This window comes from Pasteurellaceae bacterium RH1A, assembly GCA_012221805.1.
Classification (GTDB): Bacteria; Pseudomonadota; Gammaproteobacteria; order Enterobacterales; family Pasteurellaceae; genus RH1A.
Map to the genome: position 1 here is coordinate 262,209 of CP015195.1, position 14,348 is coordinate 276,556.

11 protein-coding genes and 2 pseudogenes are annotated in these 14,348 nt (G+C 45.6%); 6 read left to right on the forward strand and 7 right to left on the reverse strand.

Going from position 1 to position 14,348, the window contains the following annotated elements:
• Positions 1-85: 85 nt before the first annotated feature.
• The 6 genes and pseudogenes from A4G20_01330 to A4G20_01355 all read right to left on the reverse strand — a co-directional run bounded on the left by A4G20_01330 (position 86) and on the right by A4G20_01355 (position 7,944).
• Entirely contained in the window at positions 86-706 is a 621-nt protein-coding gene (locus A4G20_01330) for a 16S rRNA (guanine(527)-N(7))-methyltransferase (GenBank protein QIW15091.1), read from the reverse strand.
• A pseudogene (locus A4G20_01335) lies at positions 703-2,594 on the reverse strand (tRNA uridine(34) 5-carboxymethylaminomethyl synthesis enzyme MnmG). The gene A4G20_01330 and the pseudogene A4G20_01335 overlap by 4 nt, the downstream one beginning before the upstream one ends.
• A gap of 423 nt (positions 2,595-3,017) precedes the next feature.
• On the reverse strand, positions 3,018-4,445 hold the full coding sequence (locus A4G20_01340) for a PTS N-acetylmuramic acid transporter subunits IIBC (GenBank protein ID QIW15092.1): 1,428 nt from the start codon (positions 4,443-4,445) through the stop codon (positions 3,018-3,020).
• Between the two features lie 195 nt (positions 4,446-4,640).
• Complete coding sequence (ulaD, locus tag A4G20_01345; GenBank protein ID QIW15093.1) at positions 4,641-5,321, reverse strand: 3-keto-L-gulonate-6-phosphate decarboxylase; 681 nt, start codon at positions 5,319-5,321, stop codon at positions 4,641-4,643.
• Positions 5,322-5,591: 270 nt separating this feature from the next.
• Positions 5,592-6,059 carry a PTS ascorbate-specific transporter subunit IIA gene (locus A4G20_01350; protein QIW15094.1) on the reverse strand — a complete coding sequence of 156 codons (468 nt, stop codon included), beginning with the start codon at positions 6,057-6,059 and terminating at the stop codon, positions 5,592-5,594.
• Between the two features lie 97 nt (positions 6,060-6,156).
• The gene (locus tag A4G20_01355) at positions 6,157-7,944 is read right to left on the reverse strand and encodes a PTS ascorbate-specific subunit IIBC (protein ID QIW15095.1); all 1,788 of its coding nucleotides are present in this window, start codon (positions 7,942-7,944) and stop codon (positions 6,157-6,159) included.
• Between the two features lie 420 nt (positions 7,945-8,364).
• Here A4G20_01355 and A4G20_01360 point away from each other — a divergent pair, with 420 nt between their 5' ends.
• The 5 genes and pseudogenes from A4G20_01360 to A4G20_01380 all read left to right on the forward strand — a co-directional run bounded on the left by A4G20_01360 (position 8,365) and on the right by A4G20_01380 (position 12,409).
• Positions 8,365-9,456, forward strand: a complete 1,092-nt coding sequence (locus A4G20_01360) for an L-ascorbate 6-phosphate lactonase (GenBank protein ID QIW15096.1) — start codon at positions 8,365-8,367, stop codon at positions 9,454-9,456.
• A 107-nt stretch (positions 9,457-9,563) separates the two neighbouring features.
• The gene (locus A4G20_01365; GenBank protein QIW15097.1) at positions 9,564-10,334 is read left to right on the forward strand and encodes a transcriptional regulator; all 771 of its coding nucleotides are present in this window, start codon (positions 9,564-9,566) and stop codon (positions 10,332-10,334) included.
• Between the two features lie 61 nt (positions 10,335-10,395).
• Positions 10,396-10,761, forward strand: a pseudogene (locus tag A4G20_01370) (hypothetical protein).
• 101 nt (positions 10,762-10,862) lie between these two features.
• Positions 10,863-11,723, forward strand: coding sequence for a xylulose 5-phosphate 3-epimerase (locus A4G20_01375; GenBank protein QIW15098.1), 861 nt, complete (start codon positions 10,863-10,865; stop codon positions 11,721-11,723).
• On the forward strand, positions 11,717-12,409 hold the full coding sequence (locus tag A4G20_01380; GenBank protein QIW15099.1) for an L-ribulose-5-phosphate 4-epimerase: 693 nt from the start codon (positions 11,717-11,719) through the stop codon (positions 12,407-12,409). Before A4G20_01375 ends, A4G20_01380 begins: the two co-directional genes overlap by 7 nt.
• Positions 12,410-12,493: 84 nt before the next feature.
• On the opposite strand, the gene A4G20_01385 is transcribed toward A4G20_01380, so the two are convergent.
• Positions 12,494-13,093, reverse strand: a complete 600-nt coding sequence (locus A4G20_01385; GenBank protein ID QIW16822.1) for a YigZ family protein — start codon at positions 13,091-13,093, stop codon at positions 12,494-12,496.
• A 183-nt stretch (positions 13,094-13,276) separates the two neighbouring features.
• Between A4G20_01385 and A4G20_01390 the strand changes: the two genes are divergently transcribed.
• The gene (locus A4G20_01390; protein ID QIW15100.1) at positions 13,277-14,239 is read left to right on the forward strand and encodes a C4-dicarboxylate ABC transporter substrate-binding protein; all 963 of its coding nucleotides are present in this window, start codon (positions 13,277-13,279) and stop codon (positions 14,237-14,239) included.
• Positions 14,240-14,348: the final 109 nt, after the last annotated feature.

Consider the following 14,348-nt stretch of genomic DNA (forward strand, 5'->3'; position numbering starts at 1 on the left):
CTTTATTCATAAAATCCTTCATCGTAGTAAAGCTCAAATTTACAAACTAAAATGGATACTCTGACCAAGTATCCATTTTTTCTTTTTAGGCTTTTTTCAGCACCACCAAGCACCGCTCTCCCACCAAGTCCGGCACCACAAGCGGGTGGATTTGCTCGATTTTTACCAAATCCTGAATAGGACTGGCTTCTTCCTCTGAAAAAATCCCCTTAAGGGCATAAAAACGGCCGTTTTCATTGGGCAGGTGATAACACCAGTCCACCATATCCTTGAGCGAGGCAAAGGCCCGGCTCAGTACACCATCAAAGGTTTGGCCCTGGTATTCCTCCACCCGAGCTTGAACGGCCTGCACGTTCTTAATTCCCAACTGCAAGAGCACCTGTTGAATAAAGCGGATCCGCTTGCCCAGGCTGTCCAGCAGAACAAACTCCTTATCAGGATTGATAATGGCCAGAGGCAGGCCCGGCAGGCCGGGGCCCGTGCCCACATCGATAAAACGTTGGCCCTCTAGATAAGGGCTAACCACCAGGCTGTCCAAGATATGCTTGACCCACATTTCATCAGGGTTTCGCACCGAAGTCAGGTTGTAGGCCTTGTTCCACTTGTCCAGCAATTCAACCAGCTTGAATAGCTGATTTTTTTGCTGATCGGACACAGAAAAAGGCAGCTCTTTGAGCAGGCTTTCGGCCCTTGCAAGATTCATCATAATTCGCCCCGCTTGAGCATACCTTGTTTTTTCAAGGACACCAGCAAGATTGAAATGGCTGCCGGCGTAATGCCTGAAATCCGTGAGGCCTGGCCGATGGAAACTGGGCGATGTTGAAGCAGTTTAGCCCGCACCTCGTTGGATAAGCTTTCTACCTTGTCATAGTCAAAGGCCTCTGGAATGAGGGTGTTCTCATGGCGTTTATGCCGTTCAATCTCATTTTGTTGGTGCTCAATATAGCCCTGATACTTGATGGAAATCTCTACCTGTTCTGCCGCCTGCCTATCTTCTAGGGCAGGAGCAAAAGGCTCAAGGGCAGTCAGTTTATCATAGGTCACCTCTGGCCGGCGGAGCAGATCTTCGCCGTTGGCTTCACGGGTTAGCGGGCTATTGACCATCTGATTAACCGCCTCTAAGTGGGCCGATTGCGGGTGAATCCAGATCTGCTTGAGGCGTTCTTTCTCCTTGGCCATATTGTCCATCTTCTGATTAAATCGGGCCCAGCGGGCTTCATCAATCAAGCCAAATTCGTGGGCGATTGGGGTTAGGCGGATATCGGCATTGTCTTCACGCAGGAGCAGGCGGTATTCGGCCCGGGAAGTAAAAACCCGGTAAGGTTCTTTAGTGCCTAGGGTGCAGAGGTCATCCACCAAGACCCCAGTATAGGCCTGGTCACGGGTTGGGTACCAGGCATCACAGCCTTGAACCTGCAAGCCAGCATTAATCCCGGCCAAGAGGCCTTGGGCGGCGGCTTCTTCATAGCCCGTTGTCCCGTTGATTTGGCCGGCAAAGAAAAGCCCCTCAATAGCCTTGGTTTCTAGGGTCGGTTTAAGATCACGTGGGTCAAAGTAGTCGTATTCAATGGCATAGCCTGGCTTGATAATCCGGGTTTTTTCCAGGCCCTTCATGGAATTAACAATCCCCATCTGCACATCGAAAGGCAGGCTGGTAGAAATCCCGTTTGGGTAAACTTCGTTAGAGGTCAGGCCTTCTGGTTCTAGGTAGATCTGGTGGCCGTTACGATCACCAAATCTCATCACCTTATCTTCAATGGATGGACAATAACGCGGCCCGATCCCCTCAATAATCCCCGTATACATAGGGCTACGATCCAGATTATTGCGGATAATATCGTGGGTTTCCGTATTGGTATGGGTGATATAGCAAGGGATCTGGCGAGGATGTAGATCGGTACTGCCCATAAAGGAAAAGACCGGCAGTTCCGCATCACCATGTTGTTGGGCTAAGACCGAAAAATCAATGGTACGAGCATCTAAACGAGGAGGGGTACCGGTTTTAAGCCGATCCACTCGTAAATTGAGATCACGCAAGCGGGCCGCCAAAGTAGTGGCCGCTGGATCGCCTGCTCGTCCACCCGCATAGTTATCCAAACCAATATGGATCTTACCGGCCAAGAAGGTGCCTGCAGTCAAAATAACTGATTTGGCCTTAAAGGTCAGGCCCATCTTGGTCACTGCCCCCACCGCACGGTGGTTTTCGACCAAAATATCCACCACTTCCTGCTGGAAGATATCTAAATTAGGCTGGTTTTCAAGGGCAACTCGCACGGCTTGGCGGTAGAGCACCCGGTCGGCCTGGGCCCGAGTGGCTCGCACAGCAGACCCCTTAGAAGAATTGAGGGTACGGAACTGGATCCCGGCCTGATCGGTAGCTAAAGCCATCAACCCGCCCATGGCATCGATCTCCTTGACCAAATGGCCCTTGCCGATCCCCCAATGGCTGGATTACAGGACATTTGGCCCAGGGTATCAACATTATGGGTAAGAAGGAGGGTTTTTAGCCCCATGCGGGCTGGTGCAAGTGCTGCCTCCGTGCCTGCGTGACCACCACCAACGACAATCACATCATAAATTTGGTTATAAATCATATCTTCTATCAAGTAACAAAAAGTGGGCTATTTTACCTGAAAAAAGGCATTTCTCAAAAAGGCTTTTGGAAAAGTTTAACGCACTAATATAAAAGATCTATTTATATATAAAGATCTTGTTATAGTGATTATTAGTGATCGCAAGATCTGTGTATAAGTAGATCTTCTCTTCTAAGATCAAGTGCTTATGAAGATCATAACCCTTTAAGATCTTGCTTTTTAGATCAAGAAAGAAGGTGGATAAGCAAGCGACTTATGCACAGTTCTAGAATGTTGCTTAAAAAATAAGGAATAATACTTAGCTTATCTCAAGGATTTTCGCTACTTATCCACAGCTTTTAAAAATCCCTACCTACTTGTAAAACTCATTTATCTATTTCAACAAGCAGGCTGGGATAATGATACTTTTATTGAAGGGGGTTTTTAGCTTAAATCTACATTCTTTGTTGCGAAGATATAGGTTGTGGCAAACCCAACAAGGTATGCTGTGACTGTACCACATAAGTAAATGGCAATTGCAGGCAGAATACCATTATTTGATGTCATTAAGGGAATAGCCAATAGGCCAGATGGGCCAAAGACGGTATTTAAGCCCATAGGGAAGCCTAAATAGGCTATTAGTCCAATCACAAAACCGCCTGCTGCACCACCAATACAGGCAGTAATAAAAGGTTTGACTCTAGGTAGTGTTACCCCATAAATAAGGGGCTCTCCCACACCTAAAAAACCTGGAATAATCGCTCCTTTAATTTGCGTGCGTAAGGTAGAGTTTTTATGAGCTTTAACATAAAGGGCAATTGCTGCTCCCACTTGGCCGGCTCCTGCCATAGCTAAAATAGGAAATAGCGCATTAAAGCCTTGGGTTTCAACTAGGGCAAAATAAACAGGTACAAAACCTTGGTGAATACCAAACATCACCGCAATTAAAAATAAGCCAGCCAGTATTGCGCTGCCTAGAGGATTGCCATTGAGATGGCTAAAGAGCCAAGACATTCCATCAAACAAAAGAACCCCAATAGGCATAATGATCAGGAAGGTGAATATGCCCATAACCAGCAAGGTCAGGGTGGAGGTTAGCACCATATCCAAGTTATCAGGTATTTGTTTACGGATAAGTTGTTCAACTTTTGCACCAATAATGGCAGCAATTAAAACCCCTATAATATTGCCTCTAGGATCTATACTTAAACCAAAAAAGGTAGACATTCCAGAATAAATACCTGCTTTCGCATCGGGGTTATAGCCTAAAATAAAGAGCGAAGCGATAATAGCACCATTAACCCCGCTGCCACCAAAAGCTTTAGCGGCATTGTAGCCGATGAGAATGCTTAGGAAGCTAAATAAGCCCTTACTGAAAACCTTCATATAATTAACCAGCTCAACCAAGAAGGTATTGGGGCTTTCATGGCCTGTAATAAACATTTGTTGGAAAAGGGTAGCAAAACCCAGTAATAGACCAGCTGCGATAAACCCTGGAATAAGCGGGGTAAAAATGGTGGCAAACTTGGTTAAAAATTGATGGAGCTTACTGGTTTGTTTGGCCTTAATTTCTTGTTTATGTTGTTTTGCTAATTGGGCCAAAGAAAGGGCATTTTCGTCAGCCAATAATTGGTTCATCAACTCTGCAGCCTTGGCGGCCTTACCAGGCCCTAAAATAATTTGTAGTTGGTCTTCAACTTCAACAACACCTAAGACACCAGGAAGTTTTTTTATAGAGGCAAGATCAACAAGATTTGGGGTATGTAATGATACTCTCAAGCGGGTCATGCAGTTGCCCGCTCTTGCAATATTGGTTGGCCCACCTAAATGTTGTAGTAGTGCCATCATCATTGTTTTATCAAGTGCTGACATAATAGGCTCCTCTTTAGGTTAGTTAATGATTAAATCCCTTTTTCTTTTCATTTCCTTTGGGCTTATTGTCTATCTAAATTTAAAAAAAATCTGAGAGATCGATCACAAAATACATAAAAAAATCTGCATCTTAATCAGTTGGGCACAACGTTTGGGATGCAGATCAATAAGAAGTTTTATATAACTATATTAGGCTTAACACCAATATTTATCAATTTCCGCCCGAATGGCTTCAGCCGTCTGTTTACCCTTTTCACCCACTAGGGCACGGCCAGCAATAAAGGCCTTGGCGTTTTTAATTTCCTTGAAGAGGTGGATGTCTTCAGGCACGATACCGCCGGTAATGGAAAGCTCTAAGCCGAGGACTGAAAGCTGTTTCATCAGATCCACATCTTCAGCCGTCCAGCCCTTGCCCGCTAATTCTGCATCACGGGAACGATGGTAGATGGCTTGTTTTACGCCTAATTCCACCCATTCCTTGGCATCTTTTTCAACAGTCCAGTTGCCGTAGATTTCGATTTGGATCTCTTTTTTCACCTTGAGTTCTGGGTGAGCAGCGTTGAAGTCATCCGCGACTTTCTTGCAAGCCGCTTTGGTGGCTGGATGGGCAGCAGCAGAGACGGTCAACCAGTCAGCACCGGCTTCAAAGGCCATTTTGGCCAGGATTGCACCGCCATCGGTAGTCTTAAGGTCACAAACAATGATGTGGTTTGGGTGAAGGGCGCGTAGGGTTGAAACCGCTTTCATGCCCTCGGCACAGGCTAAGATTGTACCGCATTCGATGATTTCTACTACGCTTTCAGCCTGTTTAGCGTCAGCAACGGCTTTTTCTAAACTTAAAGAATCAAGGGCGATTTGGAGGAGGGGTTTTGACATATATTATTCCTTTTAAGATTGAAATTGGGTTGTACTGTTCCCCCCTTTGAAAAAGCAAGACTGTCAAGTCCTATTGTAGGGACGCATTGCATGCGTCCGTTGCGATATAAAAATCACAGATAAAATAGAATTTATTTCGTTTACGGACGCATGCAATGCGTCCCTACCAATCACATTGAATTTATTATTTAGAACTTGACAGCCCTGCTTTTTCAAAGAGGGGAACTTATGTGCGTAAAATCAGTTCGTGCATTTACGCTGGGTTTGATCTTAATTCAGCGCTGCATCAATCACCGCATAAACGTCTTCAGCAGTATTGCAATGGCGGATCTTGTCTAAATCGACACCGGTATCGCTATCAGGGTCGTCTAATACTTGGGTGATTTCCATTAAACCTTGCATATGTTGGTCAGAGTCGCTGCCTGCAAGGGTGAGAAGCACGGAAACAGGTTCATCTTCGCCATCGAAATAAACCGGTTCTTTGAGGGTAACTAAAGCGAAGGAGGTTTTAATTACCCCTTCTTCTGGGCGGGCGTGCGGCATGGCCAGGCCTGGGGCCAGAATGATGTAAGGGCCTAATTCTTCGACCTTGCTGATGATATTGTCGTAGTAACGTGGCTCAATGGTGCCGGCCTCAATAAGGAGATCTGTACCTAATTTTACGGCTTCCTTCCAGTTAGCGGCAGTTTGGTTGAGGCGGATGGAGTTGTTTTCGATAAGAGATTGTTTGAGGTTCATACTGCGTCCTTAAAATTGAAATCCAGATAGAAACAAGGCATACCTTGTCCGTTTGGGTGCGGGCAGGGCATACCCTGTCCCTATCTAGAAAATTAAATTATGCGTGTTGATGTTTTTCAATCAGGGCAACCAGTTCATCACCGAAGGAGTTCGGGTTTAGCATATTTTGTACGCCTAATACTGATTTACCTTCGCCCACTTCAATTTCGCCTGCTAGGTGTTTAGACGAAACGATAATGTCCACTTCGCTTAATTTACCCTTGTAGTCAGTCACGGCACAAGAGTCCATGACATTTGGGATACCACGTTTGTCTAGGTAGCCCTTAATTTTCATTTTCATCATCATAGATGAGCCTTGGCCTGAACCGCACACTGCAAGAATGCGGATTGGTTTTAGGCCCGCTTGGGCTGCTTGTACAGGTGCAGCTTCTTGTGCTGGAGCTTCAGGTGCTTCATCTAAACCATAACCGTCCATTTGTTCAAGGGTTTTGCCAGCGGCAGCCGCTGTGGCTTCATCGGCACATAATTGACGGCCTGCGAAGAACATATAAACCATTGAAAGGGCCAAGATAACGAAGAAGAAGCCAGGGATGCTGATGATACCTTGTAGGACTGGTGGGAAGAAGAGGGCCCAGTCAGCCATACCCATCCAGCCATTAAAGACGGTACCTTGGCTTTCAAGCATTTGGATAACCCAAGCAGAGCCTAACACTTCAATCATCCCCATCACGAAACAGATCTTCATCACAGCCTTCCAGCCACCGAATTGGTTGGCAAAGACACCGATAGTGGCGTTAGAGAAGAACATTGGGATAAAGCCCGGGATGATGAGGATTGGTGAGCTAAAGCCGAGGAGGAGACCAACCGCCACGAATTGACCAATTGCACCCCACATGAAACCAAATACCATGGCATTTGGGGAGAAGGCGTAGATGGCCGCACAGTCAATGGCCAATACAGAGTTTGGAATGAGACGTTCAGAAATACCCTTGAAGGCTTCAGAAAGCTCGGCCACGAACATCCGTACACCGGTAACGATGATTTGGATGGCTACCGCAAATTTGAGACCCATTTCAAGAATGTACATAAACCAGTGGGTCTTGCCTGCCATTTGTTGCAGGTTATCTAAACCGAAAGATAGGAGGATAATGCCAAAGAAGATGGTCATCACAAGGGCAGTAGCTGAGATACTGTCGTGGAAGATATGTAACCATTTTGGTAGGTTCATATGGTCAACAGAGTCTTTTTTGTCACCGAGTTTCGGGGCAAGTTTGACTGCAATCCAAGAGGCGATTTGTTGTTGGTGGCCGATAGAGAAGCCTGCACCGCCTGTTACCGCTTGAGTTGGTTTGTACATGATGTTGGAAGAAATACCCCAGTAAAGGGCCATCAGTACCGCGGTATAAATCACAGTTTCCCACATACTTGCACCGATAATCATATAGAAAACCGCCACAAGGCCAGCTTGTTGGAACATGATGTGGCCGGTGAGCATAATGGTACGCACACCGGTAATCCGTCTAAATACCACTAAAAGGATATTTAAGAAGAGGGCAAGAATGACGGCATAACCCACCCAGGCATAGTTATCTGCCATGGTTTGAATGGTAGCCTGCATACTGGTGTAGGGGTCAATTACCGCACCGGTAAGGTTGTGGTATTTGGATAAGCCTTCAATGACCGGTTTGAAGTTAGAAACTAAGAAACCAGAACCGGCCTGCACGATAAAGAAACCTACGATGGTCTTGATCGTGCCTTTGATAATGGTGGTGGTATCTTTTTTAAGGAGAATGTAGCCCAAGCAGGCAACAATACCTAGTAAGAAGGGGGCTTTTGACAAGACTTGATTGTTAAAGCCTAAGAAGAGTTCGTATAGCATTTCCATAGAAAGCCTCTATATATTGGAGTGAATGAAAAAAAGCATTAGGTTGTATGACCCAATCCTAGTCGTTGAGAATGATATACAACAGTCAAAGATGGAAAAAGATGTTTTGTGATTATTTGTGATGGTGATCACATTTTTAAGTGGAAATTTACAAAACTCCTCTATTGCTAGAGGAAGATCCATATAAAAACACAAGATTGATAGATGTTTTTAATGATGGTTCAAGGGTTTATTCAAGCGGTCGAAAAATTGAAAAAATTGACAAAAAAGGGGATGGAATGAAAAAAGTTAGACCTAGATCACAATTTTACAAAAAAGTGTTTTACAAAAAGATATGATTGTTTATGATTGTTTGTGATTGTTTTGGCTGGGTAAGCCAACCCCTTTCTATCTTATTTTTAACGCTTAAAGGAGCGAACAATGAGCAAAATTCAAGAAATCACCCGTGAAAGTTGGATCCTATCAACCTTTCCAGAATGGGGCACTTGGTTAAACGAAGAAATCGAAAACGAAGTCGTGCCAGAAGGCAACTTTGCCATGTGGTGGTTGGGTTGTGTCGGTGTTTGGATTAAGACCCCAGCAGGCGCCAACATTTGTATGGATCTCTGGTGTGGCCGTGGCAAAAGCACCAAGAAGGTAAAAGACATGGTACGGGGCCACCAAATGGCCAATATGGCGGGTGTGCGTAAACTGCAACCTAACCTCCGTGCCCAGCCAATGGTGCTTGACCCATTTGCCATTAACCAAGTGGACTTCATTCTTGCTTCCCACTATCACAGCGACCATATTGATGTAAACGTGGCTGCCGCTATTGTCAATAACCCAAATCTTGACCATGTTAAATTCGTAGGCCCATGGCACTGTGCTGAACTCTGGAAAAAATGGGGCGTGCCAGAAGAGCGTATCATCGTGGTTAAACCTGGCGATGTGGTTACTCTCAAGGATGTAGAAATCCACGCCCTAGACTCCTTTGACCGTACCTGCTTAGTGACCCTGCCAGTTGAAGGGGCAGAAGAAAACGGCGGCGAATTAGCAGGCCTTTGCCCATCTGATGAAGAAATGGGTCGCAAAGCAGTGAACTATGTCTTTAAAACCCCAGGTGGTACCATTTACCACGGGGCAGACTCCCACTACTCTATCCAATTCGCCAAACATGGTAAACAATTCGATATTGATGTCGCCCTTAATAACTACGGCGAAAACCCAGTAGGTATTGCAGATAAGATGACATCTGTCGATCTACTCCGTATGGCAGAATGCTTGCGTGCGAAAGTCATTATTCCAGTCCATCACGATATTTGGACCAACTTTATGGCCAGCACCCAAGAGATCATTGAATTGTGGCGGATGCGTAAAGACCGTCTTCAATACAAATTCCATCCATTTATTTGGGAAGTGGGTGGCAAATATGTTTATCCACGCGATAAGGACTTAATTGAATACCACCATCCACGTGGTTTTGATGATTGTTTTGAACAAGAACCAAACATTCAATTTAAATCTATGTTATAGTTGTTTTGCTCTCCCTAAGCCTTTTGGGGAGAGCTTTTCTCTAAGAGGCTGCGGGCAAGGTTGAGCAGTCTTTTTCTGTTTTTATAAGATAAACTGGGCGAATAATAATGAATGAAAACTATCGTCACCAACAACTACTGGAGCTGGTTAATCAGCAAAAAAGAATATCCACGGCCGATATTATTCGTGCCTTAGCCGTTTCCCCTGCCACGGCCCGCCGGGACATCAACAAACTCGATGAAATGGGCCTCTTAAAGAAGGTACGTAACGGGGCGGAGGCCTTGGATGCCAATTCCCTGTTAAATTCTAAGAAGCTAGAAAAAAAACAGGTTCTCCAGCGTCAAATCAATAATTTAGACGAAAAATCCCGTATTGCGGAAGCCGCAGCCAAATTGTGTGAAGACGATAGCAGTATTATTTTAACCTGTGGTTCCACCATGCTTTTATTAAGCAATTTCCTTTGTGGACGAAATTTGCAGGTAATTACCAATTATCTCCCGCTTGCTAATAATTTAATTGAGCAAGATCATCAAAATGTGGTGATTATGGGTGGCCAATATAATAAAAATCAAGCCATTATGCTGTCGATCAACAGTGAAAAAACCGAATATGCCGCTAATATTATGTTTACCTCTGGTAAAGGCCTGACGGCAGAAGGTCTTTATAAGAATGATATTTTAATCGCTAACTCTGAACAGCATATGATTGAAAAGGTGGATAAACTGGTGGTTTTGCTAGACAGCACCAAGCTAGGCAAGCGAGTTGGTATGCTCTTTAGCGAATTGGCTAAAATTGATGTCTTAATTACGGGAAAAGAAGCTGATCCTGAAATTGTGCAGCAATTGAGGGATAAGGGATTGAAGGTGATTTTGGCCTAAAATCCCCCTTTGAAAAAGGGGGGCTAGGGGGATTTAGCTAACTAAAAGGATCTAAAACATCATGGAACCTTATTTAAGCCAACTAAAGGAAAACTTCCGCTCTCTTAGAAATGAAATGACGAAAGAAGAGCAACTTTTATGGGATAAATTGCGAAGAAAGCAAATACTTGGCATGCAATTTTATCGCCAAAAACCTATTCTTAATTATATTGTGGATTTTTATTTCCCCAAAGCAAGGTTAGTTATTGAGTTAGATGGTGGCCAGCATTACGAACCATAACATCAAATAAAAGATAAATTACGAGATCAGGCATTACAAAATTTAGGTTTAACCGTTTTTCGGTTTAATAATTATGAGATATTGAGTAATCTGGATAATATATTGGAGATGATTTATCAGTATCTTAGTCGTTTTGAAAATAGTTAGATAGCTAAATCCCCCTAGCCCCCCTTTTTCAAAGGGGGGAATATAAAAAGGATGGGAGGGTATTTAGTTAATAAAAAAACAACCTCACCCAAGGATCTCCTATGAGAAAACACAAACTCGGTATTTATGAAAAGGCTCTGCCAAAAAACATCAGTTGGCAGGATAGACTCTCCATCGCCAAGGCCTGTGGCTTTGATTTTGTAGAAATGTCGGTGGACGAAACGGACGAGCGTTTGGCCCGCTTGGATTGGTCTAAAAAAGAACGGCTTAAATTGGTCAAAGCCATCGTCAATACAGGTGTGACCATTCCTTCCATGTGCCTGTCTGGCCATCGTCGCTTCCCTTTTGGCTCCCGTGATGAAGCCACCCGCCAAAAGGCCTACGAAATTATGGAAAAGGCCATTCAATTTGCCGTAGATACGGGCATTCGCACTATTCAACTGGCCGGCTATGACGTTTATTACGAAGAGCAGGACGAGGGCACCATTCAACGCTTCCAAGAGGGTTTGGAATGGGCTGTTGAGTTGGCGGCAAGCAACCAAGTGACCCTGGCCGTGGAAATTATGGACACCCAATTTATGAGTTCTATCACCCGCTGGAAGAAATGGGATGAGCTTCTGCGTAACCCATGGTTTACCGTTTATCCTGATGTCGGTAATGTCTCAGCCTGGAATGACAATGTGGCCGAAGAATTTGCCCTCGGCATGGACAAAATCTCGGCCATTCACCTTAAAGACACCTATAAAGTGACTGACACCTGCCCAGGCCAATTCCGGGATGTGCCATTTGGGGAAGGCTGTGTGGATTTCAAAGCTTTCTTTGAAACCCTGGCTAAACTCAATTATCGTGGGGCATTTTTAATTGAAATGTGGACAGAAAAAGCCGAAGAGCCGATTGCCGAAATCATCAAGGCTCGCCGTTGGATTGAAGAACAAATGAAAGCTGGAGGATTCCAATGTTAAAAGAACTAAGAGAACGGGTACTCAAGGCCAATCTTGAGCTGCCAAAATATGGCCTAGTGACCTTTACCTGGGGCAATGTGAGCGAAATCGACCCTGAAACCCGCTTGGTGGCCATTAAGCCATCCGGCGTAGAATATGATGTGATGACCGCCGACGACATCGTGATTGTCGATTTAGACGGCAACCGAGTATGGGGCGATAAGAAACCTTCATCTGACACCCCAACTCATTTAGAGCTCTACCGCCAGTTCCCAAACATCGGCGGCGTGGTGCATACCCACTCCCGCCATGCGGTGGGCTGGGCCCAGGCGGGTGAAGATATTTTGGCCCTTGGCACTACCCAGGGCGACTACTTCTACGGCTCTGTGCCCTGCACCCGTAAAATGACCCCTGAAGAAATTGCAGGCGAGTATGAATTGGAAACCGGCCGAGTGATTGTGGAAACCTTCCGTAAACGCAATATTGACCCAAATATGGTGCCGGGCGTGCTGGTTCACTCCCACGGGCCTTTCACCTGGGGTAAGAATGGCCACGATGCGGTGCATAATTCGGTGGTGCTTGAAGAAGTGGCCTATATGAACTTCTGCTCCAAACTCATTCGTCCAAATGTGCAATCTATGCAGCAAGAACTGCTCGACAAGCACTATCTGCGCAAGCATGGTAAGAATGCCTATTATGGCCAGTAGGCTGAATGGTATTTGAAAAAGATAGCGCCAGCGTCCTCGCTGGTGCTTCTTTTATGCTAGCCTGGAGGCAGGCACCATCTACCTCTATAAGGTTTTAAGCTCCAATTTTCCCCCAAACCTCTGCCCCAATACTTTCCCAAAGTCCTCGATCTCATCTGGCTTAATCCCCAAAACCAAGTCAATCTTCTCCCCAAAGGCTTGTTCTTCAAGCTCAATCTGCCATTCTTGGAACAGGTGTTGTAAGGGTTGAAACTGATCGTAGTCGCACTGCAAGCGGTAGGATTTTCGCAAGATTTTGCAAATTTTCTCCACCTGTTTTAAGGCTTCTTTGACCCCGTTGCCGTAGGCCCGTACCAGGCCTCCAGTGCCGAGTAGTATTCCGCCATAGTAACGCACTACCACAACACTGACCTCACCCAAGCCACTGCCCAAGAGGTAAGAGAGCATGGGCTTACCTGCCGTGCCGGAGGGTTCGCCGTCGTCGGAAAAACCGTATTGTTGGCTATCTTGGGGCGAGCCGGCCACCGTTGCCCAGCAGTGGTGGCGGGCGGTGGGGTGGAGAGTCTTGATTTCAGCCCAAAAGGCCTTGGCCTCTTCTAAACCCTGGGTGGGGCGGAGGTAGGTAATAAAGCGGCTTTTCTTGATTTCTTCTTCAAAAACCACCTGGGCTTGGGGATAAGGTATTCCATAATAAGAGCACAATAGACAAAAAGGGCGAAAATCATACCCTAAATGGGCCTAGGCAGGCAAAAATCTGGGGCAAAGTGTGAGCTACTTAACATTTTCATAACAAAAATATTGAGTTGAGGCCTGGCTTGGTATATCTTCAGAGCGTTATTTGACACAACACTACTGTAGGAAACCATTATGAAAAAATTGCTTAAACTTTCTCTTGTTGCAAGTCTTGCAACAGCGGCTTTTTCTGCCCAGGCTGAAGAACAATTTATTACCATCGGTACAGGTGGCCAAACGGGCGTTTACTATGTGGTGGGTCAGTCTATCTGCCAATTAGTTAATCGTGATACGGCCAAAACCAACATCAAATGTAATGCCCCATCAACAGGGGCGTCAGTGGCCAACCTAAACGCCATTGCCAGCCAGCAAATGGATATGGGGATTGCCCAGTCAGACTGGCAATATCATGCCTATAACGGCTCAAGCTCTTTTGAGGGCAAGAAAAACGAAAAATTACGGGCCATTTTTTCTATTCACCCAGAACCGTTTACGCTTATGGCACGGGATGATTCTGGTATCCAGTCTTTTGATGATCTGAAAGGCAAACGGGTAAACGTGGGCGACCCAGGTTCAGGCACCCGTGCCACCATGAGCGTTATCCTCAATGCCAAGGGCTGGACGGATAAAGAGTTCAAAGTGGCTTCAGAACTCAAACCAGCAGAAATGGCCTCTGTGATGTGTGATAACAACCTAGATGCCATCACCTACAACGTGGGCCACCCTAACGGCGCCTTAAAAGAAGCTGCGGCCTCTTGTGCAGCCCACCTAGTGCCAATCACCGGCGAAGCCATTGATAAATTGGTGGCCGATCACTCTTACTATGCTAAAGCGGTCATTCCAGGCGGCTTATACGCAGGCACAGACAACCCAGTGGATACCTTCGGTGTTTATGCCACCCTTGTGACCTCAAGCGATGTGTCTGAAGACAAGGTTTATGCTGTGGTGAAAGCGGTCTTTGATAACTTCGACCGCTTCAAACGCCTCCACCCAGCCTTTGAAAATCTCAAACAAGAAGATATGATCAAAAACGCCCTTTCAGCCCCACTTCATGATGGTGCGGTGCGTTACTATAAAGAAAAAGGTTGGATTAAGTAATCGGCTTGATAGTCTAGGAGATGGCGCAAGCGTCCTCGCTTGTGCCTGAACCTCCCATGATAATCAGCACCAGCCTGGAGGCTGGCGCTATCAAACCTAAACAAGCGGC